Annotated in this window: 17 protein-coding genes; 11 read left to right on the top strand and 6 right to left on the bottom strand. The window is 59.7% G+C overall.

All coding sequences use genetic code 11. The annotated features are described in order from the left end of the window. Window positions 1-12 precede the first annotated feature (12 nt). Genes EV561_RS11700 through EV561_RS11715 form a run of 4 tightly spaced genes read right to left on the bottom strand, consistent with a single transcriptional unit; the run spans window position 13 to window position 3,241 of the window. Window positions 13-900, bottom strand: coding sequence for an SMP-30/gluconolactonase/LRE family protein (locus EV561_RS11700; protein WP_132521482.1), 888 nt, complete (start codon window positions 898-900; stop codon window positions 13-15). Window positions 901-906: 6 nt separating this feature from the next. Beyond that, a complete protein-coding gene (locus tag EV561_RS11705; protein WP_132521484.1) occupies window positions 907-1,539 on the bottom strand; it encodes a 2-dehydro-3-deoxy-6-phosphogalactonate aldolase in 633 nt (210 codons plus the stop codon). Then, window positions 1,536-2,471 carry a 2-dehydro-3-deoxygalactonokinase gene (locus tag EV561_RS11710; protein WP_132521486.1) on the bottom strand — a complete coding sequence of 312 codons (936 nt, stop codon included), beginning with the start codon at window positions 2,469-2,471 and terminating at the stop codon, window positions 1,536-1,538. Before EV561_RS11710 ends, EV561_RS11705 begins: the two co-directional genes overlap by 4 nt. Then, on the bottom strand, window positions 2,471-3,241 hold the full coding sequence (locus tag EV561_RS11715; protein ID WP_132521488.1) for an SDR family oxidoreductase: 771 nt from the start codon (window positions 3,239-3,241) through the stop codon (window positions 2,471-2,473). The genes EV561_RS11710 and EV561_RS11715 overlap by 1 nt, the downstream gene beginning before the upstream one ends. Window positions 3,242-3,361: 120 nt before the next feature. Between EV561_RS11715 and EV561_RS11720 the strand changes: the two genes are divergently transcribed. From EV561_RS11720 to EV561_RS11770, 11 genes are all read left to right on the top strand, one after another. Further along, entirely contained in the window at window positions 3,362-4,171 is an 810-nt protein-coding gene (locus tag EV561_RS11720) for an IclR family transcriptional regulator (RefSeq protein WP_132521490.1), read from the top strand. Window positions 4,172-4,405: 234 nt separating this feature from the next. Next, window positions 4,406-5,143 carry an autoinducer binding domain-containing protein gene (locus EV561_RS11725; protein ID WP_132521492.1) on the top strand — a complete coding sequence of 246 codons (738 nt, stop codon included), beginning with the start codon at window positions 4,406-4,408 and terminating at the stop codon, window positions 5,141-5,143. 414 nt (window positions 5,144-5,557) lie between these two features. Further along, a complete protein-coding gene (gene apbC, locus EV561_RS11730) occupies window positions 5,558-6,706 on the top strand; it encodes an iron-sulfur cluster carrier protein ApbC (RefSeq protein ID WP_132521494.1) in 1,149 nt (382 codons plus the stop codon). Window positions 6,707-7,118: 412 nt separating this feature from the next. Then, window positions 7,119-8,096 carry a magnesium transporter CorA family protein gene (locus EV561_RS11735; RefSeq protein WP_132521496.1) on the top strand — a complete coding sequence of 326 codons (978 nt, stop codon included), beginning with the start codon at window positions 7,119-7,121 and terminating at the stop codon, window positions 8,094-8,096. 17 nt (window positions 8,097-8,113) lie between these two features. After that, window positions 8,114-10,015 carry a potassium transporter Kup gene (locus EV561_RS11740; RefSeq protein WP_132521498.1) on the top strand — a complete coding sequence of 634 codons (1,902 nt, stop codon included), beginning with the start codon at window positions 8,114-8,116 and terminating at the stop codon, window positions 10,013-10,015. Window positions 10,016-10,204: 189 nt separating this feature from the next. Then, a complete protein-coding gene (locus EV561_RS11745) occupies window positions 10,205-11,371 on the top strand; it encodes a cell wall hydrolase (RefSeq protein ID WP_132521500.1) in 1,167 nt (388 codons plus the stop codon). 312 nt (window positions 11,372-11,683) lie between these two features. Continuing rightward, window positions 11,684-12,025 carry an AtpZ/AtpI family protein gene (locus EV561_RS11750; RefSeq protein ID WP_132521502.1) on the top strand — a complete coding sequence of 114 codons (342 nt, stop codon included), beginning with the start codon at window positions 11,684-11,686 and terminating at the stop codon, window positions 12,023-12,025. Between the two features lie 79 nt (window positions 12,026-12,104). Further along, on the top strand, window positions 12,105-12,857 hold the full coding sequence (locus EV561_RS11755; protein WP_132521504.1) for a F0F1 ATP synthase subunit A: 753 nt from the start codon (window positions 12,105-12,107) through the stop codon (window positions 12,855-12,857). A 67-nt stretch (window positions 12,858-12,924) separates the two neighbouring features. Then, complete coding sequence (locus tag EV561_RS11760; protein ID WP_003588243.1) at window positions 12,925-13,152, top strand: F0F1 ATP synthase subunit C; 228 nt, start codon at window positions 12,925-12,927, stop codon at window positions 13,150-13,152. A gap of 75 nt (window positions 13,153-13,227) precedes the next feature. After that, a complete protein-coding gene (locus EV561_RS11765; RefSeq protein ID WP_132521506.1) occupies window positions 13,228-13,812 on the top strand; it encodes a F0F1 ATP synthase subunit B in 585 nt (194 codons plus the stop codon). A 2-nt stretch (window positions 13,813-13,814) separates the two neighbouring features. Further along, a complete protein-coding gene (locus tag EV561_RS11770) occupies window positions 13,815-14,306 on the top strand; it encodes a F0F1 ATP synthase subunit B (protein ID WP_132521508.1) in 492 nt (163 codons plus the stop codon). A 292-nt stretch (window positions 14,307-14,598) separates the two neighbouring features. On the opposite strand, the gene EV561_RS11780 is transcribed toward EV561_RS11770, so the two are convergent. Both EV561_RS11780 and EV561_RS11785 read right to left on the bottom strand, forming a co-directional pair. Continuing rightward, window positions 14,599-15,273 carry a ribonuclease HII gene (locus EV561_RS11780; protein WP_132521510.1) on the bottom strand — a complete coding sequence of 225 codons (675 nt, stop codon included), beginning with the start codon at window positions 15,271-15,273 and terminating at the stop codon, window positions 14,599-14,601. Between the two features lie 114 nt (window positions 15,274-15,387). Continuing rightward, complete coding sequence (locus tag EV561_RS11785) at window positions 15,388-16,545, bottom strand: PA0069 family radical SAM protein (protein ID WP_132521512.1); 1,158 nt, start codon at window positions 16,543-16,545, stop codon at window positions 15,388-15,390. Between the last annotated feature and the right edge of the window lie 140 nt (window positions 16,546-16,685).

The raw sequence follows: 16,685 nt of genomic DNA on the forward strand, positions 1-16,685 counted from the left end.
AATGATGCAATCTTAAAGCGTATAAACCGGGTCAAAAACGCCGCGAACGGTGATGCCGAGTTCCATCAAAGCACCCGCTTCCGGCTGCATGGAGCGGGCGTCCTCGTCAAGGCCTTCCCAGGCGGTCGTCACCGCAAGCCGATCGGCGTTCTTGCCGATGAAGGCAGGGCAGGAGGGTTGCATCGCCGGTACACGGTAACGCTCGATGCGCAACCCGTCGGGGCTGTAGCGATCGACGAAGCCGGAACCCCATCGCGCATTCCAGATATAGCCATCCGCATCGCAGACAGAGCCGTCGATGCCGCCAGGATCTTCCATGCTGTCCACCATGACGATCGGCTCGCCGGCCGGAAGGCCGGTCTGCGGGTCGACGAGGACACGCATTAGCCGGCTGATGCGCGTATCGGTGAAATAGCCGATCGAGCCATCGGGCGAAAAGCAGATCGAGTTCGGAATGCTGATGCCGTCGAAGATCTTCGTCACCTTGCCGCCGGCAACGTGATAGATGGCGCCGGCCTGCATTTCCGCCCGCTTGCCCATGGTGCCGATCCAGAGCGAGCCGGAAATATGGGTACGGCCGTCGTTGGAGCGGTTCTCCGGCTTATCGTTTTCGAGAGCGGCATAAAAAGTCAGCTCGCCCGTGCCGATATCGCGAATGAAGAGCCCTTCTTCCGTCGCAATCAGTTGTCGCTCGGCATCGACGCGCGCCAGAACGCTTGCCATGACAGGCAGGCTGTGAACGTCTTTCCTGCCGGTCGAAAGATTGAGTTCGTGCAGTTCCTTGCCGAGGATATTGAACCACCAGACCGTATCCGTATCGGGATCGTAGGTCGGGCCTTCTCCAAGGACTGAAGAAGTATTGCAGAGGATATTGCCCTGGAAATCATGAATGTCGGTCATTGCGCTTTAGGCTCCTATGGCGGCGTCATAGGCTAAGATGGTCACCTTGGCGCGCTCGGCAACCTCAGCCGCGGTCATGCCGGGCTTGTAAAGGCTCGTGCCGAGACCGAAAGCCAGGATACCGGCCTTGGTATAGTCGGCGAAATTCTTGTCGGAGACACCGCCGACGGCCGCAATGACCAGTTCCGGCGGCAGGACGGCACGGATCGCATTGATGCCCGAAGCGCCAAGCACGCCGGCGGGGAAGAACTTGAGGCCCGTTGCGCCGGCGCGGGCGGCCGCGAGCGCTTCCGTTGCCGTAAAGCAGCCCGGCATGCTGACCATGCCCTTTTCATGGGCGCGGCTGATGACCGCAGGTTCGACATTCGGCGTGACCAGCAATCGGCCGCCGGCGGCGTCGAGCCGATCGACATCTTCGACTGTCAGCACTGTACCCGCGCCGATGAGGCAATCGGCCGGCGCCATCTTCGCGGCGATCTCGATCGAGCGGAAGGCGTCCGGCGAATTCAGCGGGATTTCGATCGCAGTCAGGCCGTTTTCGATCAGGCCGCCGACCGTTGCCTCGATTTCTTCGGGCTTGATGCCGCGCAGGATGGCGATCAGGGGACGCTTCATGGAAGGGAAGGGGACGCGGTTCATGCGCTTTTTCTTTCGTGATCTGGCCAGATCGCCTTTGCCGCAGCGGAAAGCCCGCGGCGGACGGCAGCATCGGCATCAATGGTCTGATAGGACAAAGACAGGGATTGGAATGCGGTTTCGTATAGGGTCTGCAGACGCCCTGACGCAACGAGCGTAATCGCCGCATCCTTGCCGGCTGCGGAAAGCGCGCCCGCGATCTCGGCGCCGACAAGCGTGCCCGATATGCGCGCCTGCGCGCCCGCAGCCGTCAGGCCGTGCAGCAGCTGGCCGGCGCGAGCGCCGAAGAGCAGGTTGGTGGCAAGTGCGGGCTGCTTGAAGGCTGCGAGAAGGGCGGCCTCAAAGGCTTGGTCATCGGCCGGCATGTCCTGCGCCCCTGCCACCGCATGGGCAAGGATGCTGTGCTTGGTGATGACGTCGAAGAGTTCTCCGGTCATGAAGGTCGAAAAGCCGGTGACCATGCCGTCGACAACGCGAACCCATTTCGAATGAGTGCCCGGCATGCAGACGATCTGCTCGCCGCTGCTATCGGTCGGGATCGCGCCGAGAAGCTGGGTTTCCTCGCCGCGAATGACGTCGGGCGCTTCTTTGGATCTCTGGGCCAGCCCCGGAAGGATGCGCACGTCGCGCGACTGGCCGGGCACGGAGACTGCGCCGGTCAGAATCGCGGAAAGCGACGTCGGCGTGTCGATATAACCTGCCTCCACCCAGCCCTGCCGTGCGCCTGCCATGCCGCAGACGATGACCGGAATGCCCTCGGGGGCGGACAGGGCCGTCAGATGCGATTGCAGCACGTTGGCAAAGCCTGTCTGCGCCGCCGTCGTCATGCCTTCGCCGCTGCGGCGCTCGCCGAGCACCTCGCCGTCCTCGCTGATCAGCCAGAGCCGAAAGCTGCTCGTGCCCCAGTCAACCGCGACATATGCGGGTTTCGCCATCAGAAAGTGCCTCCATCAACGATAATGGACTGCGCGGTGATGCTTGCCGAGCAGTCGGATGCAAGAAACAGGCAGGGACCGACCAGATCCTCCGCCTTCAGTACGCGTTTGAGACATTGGCGCTGGACGCTTTTGGCGATGATATCCTCGGTCAACCAAAGCTCCTTCTGCCGCTCGGTGACGATCATGCCGGGCAGGACAGCATTGACCCGCACATTCTCAGGCCCGAGACGCCCGGCCATGCTCTTGGTCAGCCCGATAATCCCAGCCTTGGCCGTCGTATAGACCGAGAGCTGTGGCATGTTCAGCATGAAGGCGATCGACGAGAAGTTGATGATCGATCCGCCGCCCGCCGCCCGCATCAGCGGAGCGACCGCCTGCGAGACGAAGAACACCTGCTTGAGATTGATCGCCTGGCTGTTGTCCCAATATTCTTCCGTTACGGTATCGAAGTCATGCCGGTCATCCCAGGCGGCGTTGTTGACGAGCACCCGGATCGCGTTGAAATCGGATTCGATCGCGGCGACCGTGCTGCGGACATTGTCCACGTCGCGCAGGTCCGCATGATAGAAGGAGACCGGATGCGCCGAGGTTGCGGATATCCGCTCGGCCAGCGCCTTGCTTTCCGCCTCGGCAATATCGATGAAGGCGACTTTCGCGCCCTGCTGCGCAAAACCTTCGACCAGAGCAGCGCCGATGCCGGAGCCGCCACCTGTCACGAGTACGGCCCGATCCTTTAGATCGGGAAACTGAGCCACTGGACCGGTCAATTTCCTCTCCCAATTTGTCGATTTGCGAACCATTAAGTTCCATTATTTGGAACTGAATTTGACTATGTGGAATTATCGATCTACGCTGCCGAGCTGTCAAGGCAACAGAGGAACTCGAAAATGAGCCCTGGACAAGGCGACGCGATCGAAGGCAAGGGTCAGGGCGGGGATACCGGCACGCTTGGCAAGCTGATGGCGCTTCTTGACCTCGTGGCGATGTCCGATCGTCCCATGCGGTTCACCGATCTCCTCTCCCTCTCCTGTCAGCCGCGCGGAACGCTTCATCGTCAGTTGACGCATCTGGTCGGCGAGGGGCTGCTCGACGTCGACCGCGAGGGGCGCTACCAGCCCGGTATTCGTCTGCTCAACCTTGCCTCGCGTAGCTGGGCCCGCAATGAACTCAGGATCGTCGCCGAACCGCATCTCCGCCGCCTTCAGGAGCAGACGGGTGAAACGGTTCATCTCGGCGTGCTGCGCGGTGTCGAGGTGATCTATCTCGACAAGGTGGAGGGGCGGCAGTCGGTGCGCATGTATTCGCAGATCGGCAATGCTTCGCCCGCTTATTGCACCGGCGTCGGGAAGGCTGCCCTCTCCACCATGGATGACGAAAGCCTTGGCACCCTTGTTGCGGGGATCGCGTTTCAGCCCTTCACTGCCTGGACGCACCGCGATGCCTCCGCGCTGCTTGCCGACATCGCGGCGATAAGAGCGCGAGGTTATGCATTCGACCGCGAGGAGCATGAGGCGGGCATCTGCTGTGTTGCCGCTCCCATACGGTCCGACCGGCATAATATTCTCGCAGGAGTTTCGGTGACCGGTCCATCGTATCGCGTTACGCTAGAAAATCTGGAATGCTGGGCTCCACTGGCAAGCACTGCAGCGGCAGCGATTATCAACGATATGCACAGCCTGCTCGGCCCTCGGCGGTAGAATTATTCGCCTGCAACTGGAAATTTTCCAATTTTAGCCCGTGTCCTGCTGGACCTCGGGTAACTTTACCGATTAACTTGAGTGTGTTGGTTTTGAATCGCAGCGGGAACAATCGTGCCGCTGCGGTGTTAGGCCAGCGATCAAGGTCCGTAGCGTTGCGTTAGGCGTGGTCATGTTGCCGGGCATGCGACATGGCCGCAATTCTTCGATTCGGTGATACTTGGAAGACTGACAATGACAGCATTAGAGACAGGAAAATCTCCCCGAGGTGAGGATTACATCGAGGAGATCGCCGGTCTGAAGACCCAGTTCGATGTTTTCCGCTTCATGAAACGCTTGACGGAGGCCTTTCGCAGCCGGGCCTTCATGATCATCAATCTTCCGGCCATCACCTCCTTCGATCTGCAGAGCAATTCCGTGATCACCAGCTGGCCGGCGGAACTTCTGGCGATCTACGACCAGGAAGGCCTGATGGTGAACAGCCCCGTTCTGCGGCGCCTGCGCAATTCGACGCTGCCGTTCTTCCACGACACCGTTGGAAGCAGCGCCGCGCGCGACGACGGCAAGACAAACCTCATCGTGACGTTGTTCGAGCGCTTCCGGATGCCGCGCTGCGCGTATTTTCCAACACATGATGCATCGGGAATGCGTGGTGCGATATCGCTGGCGGGAGACCGGGAGCCGTTCTCGCCGGAAGAGATGAAGGACCTGAGCTATATTTCCATCCACGTCTTTGATCGGCTGGCGGAAATCCGCAATATGGATACCCGCATCAGCGACACGCTCAATGATCGTGAGATCGATTGTCTGAACTGGACAGCCGCCGGCAAGACCAGCGCCGAAATCGCCGATATCCTTGGATTGTCCGAACATACGGTCAATCACTACCTCAATCGCGCCACCAAGAAGCTCGATACGGTCAACCGGACGCAGGCGGTCGCAAAGGCATTGCGCATCGGCCTCATCAAGTAAACTGCCTGATATTTCCCATTTGACCAGTTTTTGCGCAGGGCGTGACGTTGCTGCCTGCAGAATGGGCTGCCTCTTCTAGGACGGGCAACACCTGTTGGTCGAGAAATGTATTAAGCCTCTGAAAAAACTAATATTTCTCCACCAGATAGGAATTGGCACGCTTTCTGCATCTTATTTTTCAGAGGTCCAGAGGGGACTTTCATATCAGCGCTGATCAAACAGGCGCGAATGGTAACACACCGCCGATATCGGTCGTCTTCTCCTTGGCGACCTGGTGCCGGCGGTGTTGTTGCATCTGGGGGAGGCCCCACGCAACGCATAGGGATGGGAATGGTTTCTTGCCATTCCCTGATTTCCATTGGCGAATTCCCATTGCTCGACTATCTAAGCTGAAAGACTTTCAGTGAGGATGGAATGACCGACGTCACCAAAGAACAGGTTCTGGAAACGCTGAAGACCGTTCGCGGTCCGGACCTGGAGCATAATATTGTCGAGCTGGGCATGGTTTCGGACGTCTTCATCTCCGATGCCAAGGTCTATTTCTCCATCACTGTGCCCGCCGAGCGTGCAAAGGAACTCGAGCCTCTGCGCCAGGCCGCTGAGCGCGTCATCAAGGAAATGCCGGGTGTGAAGGGAGCGCTTGTCGCTTTGACGGCCGACAAGAAGGTCGGCTCCGGCGGAGCCCCCACCGCCCGCCCGGCGCCCCAGCCTCATTCCCATGGTCATGCCCATGCCCCCCAGCAGCCGGCCCGTGCTGCCAAGATCGGCGTTCCCGGCATCGGCGCGATCGTCGCCGTGGCATCAGGCAAGGGTGGCGTCGGCAAGTCCACGACCGCAGTCAATCTGGCTCTCGGCCTCGTCGCAAACGGCCTGAAGGTCGGCATCCTCGATGCGGATATATATGGTCCCTCGATGCCGCGGCTGCTCAAGATCTCCGGCCGCCCGACGCAGATCGAAGGCCGCATCATCAACCCGATGGAGAATTACGGCCTCAAGGTCATGTCGATGGGCTTCCTCGTGGATGAGGAGACCGCGATGATCTGGCGTGGGCCGATGGTGCAATCGGCACTCATGCAGATGCTACGGGAAGTCGCCTGGGGTGAGCTCGACATCCTCGTTGTCGATATGCCGCCCGGCACCGGCGATGCGCAGCTGACCATGGCGCAGCAGGTGCCGCTCGCCGGCGCCATCATCGTCTCCACGCCGCAGGATCTGGCCCTCATTGATGCCCGCAAGGGCCTTAACATGTTCCGCAAGGTCGAGGTGCCCGTCCTCGGCATCATCGAGAACATGAGCTATTTCATCGCCCCGGATACCGGCGCCCGCTATGACATCTTCGGCCATGGCGGCGCCCGCAGCGAGGCGGAGCGCATCGATGTGCCCTTCCTTGGCGAGGTTCCGTTGACGATCGCCATCCGCGAGACCTCGGATGCGGGGACGCCGCTCGTGGTTTCCGAGCCGGATGGTCCGGTCGCCAAGATTTATCGGGACATAGCCGTGAAGGTTTGGGAGCAGCTCAGCGGTGCGCCCCAGCGCGCAGCACCCGCGATCGTCTTCGAATAAGATGGCCGGCGTCCCTGTGGCGCCCTCGTGCCGGTTGTCTTGAGCCAAGCCTGTGCTATGACTCTGCCGACATCGGGAATCTGCGGTGAATGCGCGCAATTGAGGGCTATGGCTTGATTCTTTCCGAGCTTTGCTGCATATGCGCCGCCGGCGTGATTATGGTCAGACATGCTTGACGACAGCCTCGGGCCTCAAGGTGGTTCCAGCTGCTTCGTTCGGTCGAAGTTATCGTGTCAGTCGAAGGATTGGTACTGCTGCGCAATGAAGCATGAACAGGTATTCGTGGCCGAAAGCCTAAAGGATACGCCCGGAGTTTTATGAGCTTTTTTCATTTGTCGCAGTCTGGATCGGAACGGGAGCGCATCGAGCGCCATGGCCTTTGTCGTGCGCGCCGGACGAAGGGAGTGATCCTTTGATCACGGCCTACCGAACAGACTGCAAGTCGTTCGAGCTTACCGGCCTTTCCGAGTCCGCAAGTCTTCCCGACGATGCGTTATGGATCGATTTGCTTGAGCCCACCCACGAGGAAGAAATCGGTATCGAGAAACTGCTCGGTGTCGAATTGCCCACACGTGACGATCTCAAGGACATAGAACCCTCCAGCCGCCTCTATGTCGAGAATGGCGCGGTATTCATGACCGCTTCGCTGGTGTGGAAGGCCGATACGGAAACGCCGACACTGACCGATGTCGCTTTCATTCTGGTCGGCAACAGGCTGGTGACCATCCGCTATGCCCATCCGAAATCTCTCGCTCTCTTTATTGCCGGGATGCATCGGGTTCCGGAGAATATGCGCAGTGGCGCAGCACTCCTGGCGAAGCTTCTGGAAACGATCATCGACCGCACGGCCGAAATCCTGGAACAGTCCGTTGCGCGCATCGACATCCTCTCCACCCATGTATTCGGGGATAAGGCAAAGAAGGTCCGGCATCCTTCCAACTATCTTGAAGAAAAGCTGAAGACGATTGCCAGTTATCACCGTCTCGTCAGCAAGGTGCGCGACAGCTTGATGTCGCTATCCCGGCTTCTTACATTTGTGCAGACGATCCCCGCTGTTCACGAGGATCGGGAAACAAAGGCACTGTGTCGCAATGTATCTCGCGATATTCAGTCGCTGTCCGAGCATGCGTCTTTCATTGCCAGCAACATCACCTTTCTGCTCGATGCGTCGCTGGGGCTGATCAATATCGAGCAGAATGCAATCATCAAGATCTTCTCGATCGCATCGGTGGTTTTCCTGCCGCCTACGCTGGTCGCTTCGGTCTACGGAATGAACTTCGAACACATGCCGGAATTGCACGCCGTCTTCGGCTATCCGGCATCGTTGCTTCTGATGGTGATTTCCGCCGTCGTCCCGTTTTTCTTTTTTCGCTGGAAAGGCTGGCTCTGAGAGCCTAGTGATCCTGAATGTCTGAACAAACCGATCATTCTCCCGAAGGGAAAATGAGCAAGAACAAACTCTTTGCCCTCGCCCTCGGCTCGATCGGCGTGGTCTATGGCGACATCGGTACCAGCCCGCTCTATGCCTTTCGTGAGGCGTTGAAGCCGGTTGCTGCAGATGGCCTGACGCGCGGCGAGGTCATCAGCCTCGTGTCGCTGATGTTCTGGACCCTGACCATCATCGTCACCATAAAATACGTTCTCTTTCTGCTGCGCGCCGACAACGACGGCGAAGGCGGGACCTTGTCGCTTTTGGCCCTCCTATTGAAGACTTCCAACGGTCACACAGCGGTCCTGATGCTGCTCGGCCTGACCGGTGCGGCACTCTTCCTCGGCGATGCGATGATCACGCCGGCGCTCTCGGTGCTGTCTGCCGTCGAAGGCCTGAAACTCGTGGCGCCGGAGCTTTCGGACTATATAGTGCCGATTTCCGTTGCCATTCTGGCACTTCTCTTCGCCATACAGTCGCATGGAACAGGTGCGGTGGCGCGTTTCTTCGGCCCGATCACGGCATTGTGGTTCATCGTCATGGGTCTCTCCGGCATCATGCATATCGCCGACGACTGGAGCATCCTTGCCGCTTTCAATCCCTGGTACGCGATCAATTTCCTGCTGCATGAAGGCTTCTTCGGCATCGTCGTTCTCGGCGCCGTCTTCCTGACGGTCACGGGTGCCGAGGCGCTTTATGCGGACCTGGGCCATTTCGGCCGTCGGCCGATCCAATGGGCGTGGTTTGCGTTGGTTTTCCCGTCGCTGACGCTGAATTATTTCGGTCAGGGTGCGCTCGTGTTGCACGAGCCGCTGGCCATGTCCGATCCGTTCTTCCTGATGTATCCACATTGGGCGATCCTGCCCGTGGTCATCCTGGCGACCTGCGCCACCATCATCGCCAGCCAGGCGGTCATTACTGGCGCCTTCTCGCTGACGCGCCAGGCGATCCATCTCGGCTTCCTGCCGCGCATGGAGATCCTGTTCACCTCGGAGACGAATACCGGGCAAATCTTCCTGCCGTCGGTCAATACCGTGCTGTTCTTCGGTGTCATCTTCCTGGTCTTAAGTTTCCGCACCTCTGATTCGCTTGCGACCGCATATGGCATATCGGTCACCGGCGCGATGGTCGTCACCTCGATCATGGCCTTCGAATTCGTCCGGATGCGCTGGCAATGGTCGCTGCTGACGGCAACTGTCGTGCTTCTGCCGCTTCTGGTTCTGGAATTCATCTTCCTCGGCGCCAACCTGCTGAAGATCCACGATGGCGGCTATATCCCTGTTCTGATCGCGTCCGTCTTCACGCTCATCATGTGGACCTGGCGTCGCGGCACGGCGATCCTGATGGAAAAGACGCGTCACACCGACATTCCGCTCGCCGCCTTCGTAAGCTCCATCGAGCGCAAGAGCGAACATTCTCCGGCCTCCGTCCCCGGAACGGCAATCTTCCTGACCAGCGACCCGGAATCCGCGCCTGCGGCTTTGCTGCATAACCTGAAGCACAATCACGTCCTGCACGACAAGAACGTCATCCTGACAATCCGTACGATCAACAAGCCGCGCGTTTCACCGGACAATCGCTATACGGTGGAGAAGATCTCCGAGCGCTTTTCGCGCGTCGAGCTGCGCTTCGGCTTTATGGAATCGCAGAATGTGTCCCAGGCGCTCGCTGCCTTGCGTAAATCCGGGCTGAAGTTCGACATCATGTCGACCTCCTTCTATCTCGGCCGGCGCAAGCTCGTGCCCGACGCGAAGTCCGGCATGCCGCATTGGCAGGACAGGCTCTATATCGCGCTCGCCAACGCAGCGACCGATCCGTCCGACTATTTCCGCCTGCCGGCCAACCGTGTCGTCGAGCTGGGTTCGCACGTCATCATCTGATCGGCAACAAGATTACGCTGATCAAGGCCTCGTTTCCGCGGGGCCTTTTTCATGCGTGTAAACAGCGCTTCCCCCACTGAAGGCTCATGCATGAATTGTCGCATATTAGAATTAACCATCCATCAAGGTTAATGAGGGATTATCGCGTCTCATGTTTCCGAGTGCGGTTGGAGTCCGGTGTTGCGTCGCATGATGAGTTCAAATAGCAAGCGCCTGCTGCCGAAGAACTGGACTTCGCCTGCCGTATTTGGCTTTTGCGCCTGGCTGATCTTTCCATCCGTCGCTGCCCATGCCGATCTTGCGGGTCTGCTCGCCGGGCTCGACCGGGGAGGGGACAACTGGCGCATGGTGCTCACCAATTCGCCGGCCGGTTCCATCCACCAGGGCGAACTCGCCTTTGCAAATGCGGACGCTCAGAAAATCGGTGCTGAGGGCGGCATGGTGCTGCCGGACGGTCGCCGCATAGCCTTTTCCGAAGGCGAAAAGGGCAGTGATCCGAGACCGGACGAGGATCGGATCAACCGCAGCGAGAAGAAGCCTCGGCTCGTGTCGGTCCTTCCCATGCAGCCGCCCAAGGATTTTACCGCCGGCTCGATCCTGCAGCGGCAGAGCCTGCTCTCGCCGCCGCCATCGGCACTCTCGACGAAGCTTGCCTTTGCGAAGCCCCGCATCACCGACAAGTCGATCGTGGTTGCCTCAGCCTTTGAAAAGCCGCTACCGCCTCCGCCGGCCTATGTCGTTCCGTCCTATCTGGCGAGCCTTGTCACAAATCAGAACGCCGATTCTCTCGCGCTGGGTTATGCGTCGCCGCAGGCTGATGACAGCAAGGTTTCGCCCTTCGATTCCATTCTGACCAAGGATCAGGGGACCGAAGGCCGCTTCGTGCCGCAGATCGGCCCTGAGGATCACGCTTGGGCCGCAAGCATCCTGCCGCCGACGGTCTTCTCGCCCGATGAGCAGCAGTGCCTTGCGACCGGCATCTATTTCGAAGCGCGCGGGGAATCGCTGAAAGGCCAGGCAGCCGTTGCGCAGGTCATTCTCAATCGCGTCCGCAATCCGGCCTATCCCAAGACCATTTGCGGCGTCGTCTACCAGAACGAGGATTGGCACAATGGCTGCCAGTTCTCCTTCGCCTGCGACAAGATCAAGGACAAGGTCAATTCCGCCTATCACTGGCAGGTCGCCCGGCAGGTTGCCATGGCAGTTACCGCTGGCAAGATCTGGCTGCCGCAGATCGGCTCGGCCACCCATTACCATGCAGTCTACGTTCACCCACGCTGGGCATCGACGATGGAAAAGGTCGGGCGCATCGGCATGCACATCTTCTATCGCACCTATGGCGGGGGCTGGATCTGAATACCTCTGCTGGGTTAATCGCCCGGATGAGCAGCGCTTCCGCGGGAAACCGCCGGATGAATGTGCCCTCCGCCCAAGGGATTCTTTGCGACCGTTTTGAGCGATCGTCGTCGATTTGTCATAAGCCCATGATTCTTCATGGCTAATTTATGGCTGGACATATACTGCCTACGCCTTGACTATGCTTTTTCCTAAAACTATGTTGCGCGCGACTTCAAAACGGGCCGAAAGGTGGCAAAACCTCCCGTTCGTTCGTGCGTTTACCGGGGTAGCGGTAGCGTAAGCAGCGAAAAGACGAGGAGGAATGGCACCATGTCGGATGATCGGGACGAGGGTCTGGAAAAGCGACGGGCGCAACTGGGAGCCGAACTGGCGAGCAAGCGCGCTGCGGAGGGAGAGGACGAGCAGGGGGAAATTCGCGCCGAGGCCAGCCGCAAAGGCTATGCTGAGGCGATGAAACTCTCGAGCGAGTTCATCGCCGCCATTATTGTGGGCGCTGTTCTGGGCTATCTCTTCGACCGTTTTGTCGGCACGGCGCCGTGGGGTATGATTATACTGCTGCTTCTCGGTTTCTGTGCTGGTGTATTGAATGTTCTGCGGGCAGCCGGAAAGGTGGCATCACCTGGCGCTGATCTCAGAACAGGAAAGAAATGAGACGGAAGCTTCGCTGACAGCGTGGTTTTCAAGGCATTGGTTTCCGTCGTGACGGCGGACAAAGAAGAGAGAACAAGCGGTGGCAAACGGTCCTACCCATCAGTTCCTGATCCACAAGATTGTACCGATCGAAATCGGTGGGATTGATTTTTCGTTCACCAATGCTTCGCTGTTTATGGTCGCTGCTGCCGTCATTTCTGCCGGCTTCCTCTATTTTGCCACCTCCAGCCGCGGCGTTATCCCGACCCGCTCGCAGTCCGTGGCGGAAATGTCCTATGAATTCATCGCGAAGATGCTCAAGGAAGGGGCAGGGACGCAGGGGATGAAATTCTTCCCCATGGTGTTCTGCCTGTTCATGTTCGTGCTGACTGCAAACCTGCTCGGCATGGTGCCTTACTTCTACACCGTCACCAGCCAGATCATCGTCACCTTCGCGCTGGCGCTCTTCGTTATCCTGACGGTCATCATCTACGGTTTCTGGAAGCACGGCTTCGGCTTCCTGAACATCTTCGTGCCGCAAGGCGTCCCCGGCATACTTCTGCCGCTGGTGGTGTTGATCGAAATCATCTCTTTCCTGTCCCGTCCGATTTCGCTCTCCGTTCGTCTCTTCGCCAACATGCTCGCTGGCCATATCACGCTCAAGGTGTTCGCAGGCTTCGTTGCCTCGCTCGGAGCCCTTGGCGCGCTTGGTGTCGGCGGTGCCATCCTTCCCCTGATCATGACCGTCGCCCTGACCGGTCTTGAGCTCCTCGTCGCCTTTCTCCAGGCCTATGTCTTTGCGGTGCTGACTTGCATGTACCTCAACGACGCAATCCATCCTGGCGGGCACTGAGGATATCAACATTGACGTCTTCAGGGCGTCAGTCATTCGCCGCAACAACCATTCAAAGGAGTTCAACATGGAAGCGGAAGCAGCAAAGTTCATCGGTGCAGGTCTGGCTTGCTTTGGTATGGCCGGTACGGCTCTCGGCCTCGGCAACATTTTCGGCAGCTACCTCTCCGGCGCTCTGCGCAATCCGTCTGCCGCTGACAGCCAGTTCGGCCGTCTGGTATTCGGCTTCGCCGTTACGGAAGCTCTGGGCATCTTCTCGCTGCTCGTAGCTCTCCTCCTGCTCTTCGCCGTCTGATTTCAGCGGCTTGATAGATCACGGTCTGCGGCCAGCGGGCCGTGATTTTTTACATTTGTACACCTGGAGGTGAGCATGTTCGTGACCCCGGCTTACGCAGAAGAAGCCGCGCCGGCAGCCGGCGAGACACAGACCGAGACCGGCACGCCTGGAGCACATCCGACTTTCCCGCCATTTGACGCCAAGTGGTATCCGTCGATGCTGCTCTGGCTGGTGATCACGTTTGTCATCTTCTATATCGTGATGCAGAAGGCCGTCATTCCGCGCGTCGGCGGCATTCTCGAAAGCCGCCATGCCCGCATCGCACAGGACGTCGAGGAAGCAAGCCGCCTGAAGGCTGAAGCAGACGCTGCTGTCGAGACCTACGAAAGCGAGCTGGCTGCAGCACGCGTCAAGGCCAATGCCATCGGAACGGCAGCCCGCGACGCCGCAAAGGTCAAGGCCGAAGAAGATCGCCGCGCGATCGAGGCAAGTCTTTCGGAAGAATTGAAGGCTGCCGAGGCACGTATCGCCGAAGTGAAGACCAAGGCTTTCGCCGACGTCGGATCGATCGCCGAGGAAACAGCATCGAGCGTCGTCGAGCATCTGATCGGCGCAGCTGGCGCCCAGGGTGACGTCGCTGCAGCCGTCGCGGACGCATCCGCCAAGCGGGAGGGTTGATCATGGAATTCGGTTTTGACGAAACTTTCTTTGCATTCGTCGCCCTCATCATCTTCCTGGGCCTGATGGTCTACCTCAAGGTTCCGGGCATGATGGCGAAGTCGCTTGACGACCGCGCTGATCAAATCCGTAACGAGCTGGCGGAAGCCAAGCGTCTGCGCGAAGAAGCCCAGCACCTGCTGGCCGAATACCAGCGCAAGCGCAAGGAAGCCGAAGCCGAAGCCGCCCATATCGTTGCCGCCGCCGAGCGCGAGGCAGAGATGCTGACGGCCGAAGCACGGAAGAAGACGGAAGAATTCGTTGCCAACCGCACGGCGCTTTCGGAAGCCAAGATCAAGCAGGCTGAAGTTGACGCAATGAAGGCGGTTCGTTCCGCTGCCGTTGACCTCGCGATCGCTGCTGCAGGCTCGGTTATCGCCAAGAAGGCAGATGGCGGTGTTCAGTCGCAGCTCTTCCAGAACGCCGTCGGCGAAGTGAAGAGCCGCCTGAACTAAGCAGCTCGCATCTGATGATTTTGAAAGGCCCCGCTTCGGCGGGGTTTTTTGTTTTTGGGGGTGCAGCTATTCCGAAAAGCTTGCGTCGTGCCAACCCCCTCTGCCCTGCCGGGCATCTGCCCCACAGGTGGGGAGATTGGCTGGGCGCACGGGCTTCCCCAAACAATTGGCATTTCTGCACATCGAAACGGTTGAAAGAGGGAAATCCCAAGCCACTTGTAATCTCCCCACCTGTGGGGGAGATGCCCGGCAGGGCAGAGGGGGGAATTGCAGGCACCTTTGCCTGCGACCCTTACTCCTCCACCACGCCCGCACCATCCTTGCGTAACGGCCTAAAACTCATGCGATGAAGCGAGCAGGGCCCGTGTTCCTCGATGCCACGCCGGTGTTGCGCGGTGCCATAGCCGGCATGCGCGGCAAAGCCGTAGGCCGGGAAGACCAGATGCGCCCGCGTCATCATCCGGTCACGCGTGACCTTGGCGACGATCGAGGCGGCGGCGATGGAGAGCGAGCGCGCATCGCCTTTGACGACGGCCTTGCCCGGGCAGGGAAGGCCTGGTGGAACGTCGAGCCCGTCGGTCAGCACGTAGCTTGCCGGCAGTGAGAGGCCGATCACGGCGCGGCGCATGGCGTCGAGGCTTGCCTTGCGGATATCCGTTTCGTCGATGCGGGTGGAGCTGGACGAGGCGATCGCGACCGTTGCCGTCTGAATGATCACTTCGAACAGCTCTTCGCGTCGCTGTGCCGAAAGCTGCTTCGAATCGTTCAGGCCGTCGGGAATGCAGTCGGGATCGAGGATGACTGCAGCAGCGACTACAGGACCGGCCAGCGGCCCGCGCCCGGCCTCGTCAGCACCCGCGACAGGCCAGTGCCCGGCCTTGCGCGCGGAGAGTTCCAGCGTGAAATCCGGAACGAGAGGAACGTCCTCGAAAAGCAGAGGAGAATCGGGTGGCGTGCGACGTGTCATGCGGCGGACCCTCGCACGCCAGCCCGATCTCCTGCAAGCCCCCGGCATCAGGGCGGCGGTCCGGGGGCTATATCGCGGGCAGGGATTGGAACTACCCGCGAAACTTGAAGATTGTCAGAGCAGCGAAAGCTGCACGCCGCTGCCATTGGGCGGCACGAAGAGATCGTCGCGCAGATGGATGCTGCGGCGGGTCAGCCCCAGCCGCTTCACGGCCAATTCGAAGCGCCGGCTGATCTGCCAGGCATAGGGGCCCGCACCTTTCATGCGCTTGCCGAACTCAGCGTCATAATCCTTGCCGCCGCGCATGGAGCGGACCAGCGACATCACGTGCCGGTAGCGGTCGGGATAGTTCTGCAGCAGCCAGTCGCGGAAAAGCGGGCTCACTTCCAGCGGCAGCCGCAGCATCACATACCCGGCTTCCAGCGCGCCAGCTGCCTTGGCCGATTCGAGGATGCGCTCCAGCTCATGGTCGTTCAGCGCGGGGATCATCGGCGCTGCCAACACCGAGGTCGGAATGCCCGCCTCAGACAGCGCCTTGATCGCCTGCAGCCGTCGTGTCGGCGTCGCCGCGCGTGGCTCCATCGTCCTCGCCATCTTGCGGTCGAGCGTCGTAATCGATAGCGCCACGCGCGCGATGTTCTTCGCCGCCATCTCCTGCAGGATGTCGATGTCGCGGATTATGAGGGCCGACTTGGTGACGATCGAGACCGGATGATTGGCCCTGTTCAGCACTTCGAGGATCTGGCGCATCACCTGCCATTCCTTCTCGATCGGCTGATAGGGATCGGTATTGGTGCCGATGGCGATCACCTTCGGCTTGTAGCCGGGCTTGGCAAGCTCGCGCTCCAAGAGCTTCGGCACATCCGGCTTGGCAAACAGCTTCGCCTCGAAATCGAGGCCAGCGGAGAGCCCCATATAGGCGTGCGTCGGCCGCGCGAAGCAATAGATGCAGCCATGCTCGCAGCCGCGATAGGGATTGATCGAGCGGTCGAAGGAAATATCCGGAGAGGTGTTGCGCGTGATCGCCGTACGCGGCTTTTCCACCTGCACTTCCGTCTTGAAGGGCGGGAGGTCTTCCAGCGTCTGCCACCCGTCATCGAAGCTCTCGCGCTGCGAGGGCTCGAAGCGGCCGGTTGGGTTCAGGCCGGCGCCGCGACCGCGCCTGCGATCGACCTCGATCCTGAGGCCCGCCGCTGCGATCATGGCGTCGGCAACGTCTGCCGTGTTGGCAGGTGCAAATGCAGCCTGCCCCGCGAGGGACTGTGGGTTCATCGATAGCTCCAAGGCGGCGGATGCTGTTGCATCCCGTTTCGACCTTGATTAAATTCCTATCGAGAAAACGAGAACAATGCAAGAACAAAAAGCGGAAATCCGCCGCTGGCAATTAATTGGGCAACGCTCTATAAACAGGC

The organism is Rhizobium sp. BK376 (genome assembly GCF_004341625.1).
Taxonomy (GTDB): domain Bacteria; phylum Pseudomonadota; class Alphaproteobacteria; order Rhizobiales; family Rhizobiaceae; genus Rhizobium.

What these genes read in the sequence shown, in the direction of transcription:
- EV561_RS11700 (WP_132521482.1), bottom strand. Translation starts at nt 900, where the DNA reads ATGACCGACATTCATGATTTCCAGGGCAATATCCTCTGCAATACTTCT.
- EV561_RS11705 (WP_132521484.1), bottom strand. Translation starts at nt 1,539, where the DNA reads ATGAACCGCGTCCCCTTCCCTTCCATGAAGCGTCCCCTGATCGCCATC.
- EV561_RS11710 (WP_132521486.1), bottom strand. Translation starts at nt 2,471, where the DNA reads ATGGCGAAACCCGCATATGTCGCGGTTGACTGGGGCACGAGCAGCTTT.
- EV561_RS11720 (WP_132521490.1), top strand. Translation starts at nt 3,362, where the DNA reads ATGAGCCCTGGACAAGGCGACGCGATCGAAGGCAAGGGTCAGGGCGGG.
- EV561_RS11725 (WP_132521492.1), top strand. Translation starts at nt 4,406, where the DNA reads ATGACAGCATTAGAGACAGGAAAATCTCCCCGAGGTGAGGATTACATC.
- apbC (WP_132521494.1), top strand. Translation starts at nt 5,558, where the DNA reads ATGACCGACGTCACCAAAGAACAGGTTCTGGAAACGCTGAAGACCGTT.
- EV561_RS11740 (WP_132521498.1), top strand. Translation starts at nt 8,114, where the DNA reads ATGTCTGAACAAACCGATCATTCTCCCGAAGGGAAAATGAGCAAGAAC.
- EV561_RS11745 (WP_132521500.1), top strand. Translation starts at nt 10,205, where the DNA reads ATGATGAGTTCAAATAGCAAGCGCCTGCTGCCGAAGAACTGGACTTCG.
- EV561_RS11750 (WP_132521502.1), top strand. Translation starts at nt 11,684, where the DNA reads ATGTCGGATGATCGGGACGAGGGTCTGGAAAAGCGACGGGCGCAACTG.
- EV561_RS11760 (WP_003588243.1), top strand. Translation starts at nt 12,925, where the DNA reads ATGGAAGCGGAAGCAGCAAAGTTCATCGGTGCAGGTCTGGCTTGCTTT.
- EV561_RS11765 (WP_132521506.1), top strand. Translation starts at nt 13,228, where the DNA reads ATGTTCGTGACCCCGGCTTACGCAGAAGAAGCCGCGCCGGCAGCCGGC.
- EV561_RS11770 (WP_132521508.1), top strand. Translation starts at nt 13,815, where the DNA reads ATGGAATTCGGTTTTGACGAAACTTTCTTTGCATTCGTCGCCCTCATC.
- EV561_RS11780 (WP_132521510.1), bottom strand. Translation starts at nt 15,273, where the DNA reads ATGACACGTCGCACGCCACCCGATTCTCCTCTGCTTTTCGAGGACGTT.
- EV561_RS11785 (WP_132521512.1), bottom strand. Translation starts at nt 16,545, where the DNA reads ATGAACCCACAGTCCCTCGCGGGGCAGGCTGCATTTGCACCTGCCAAC.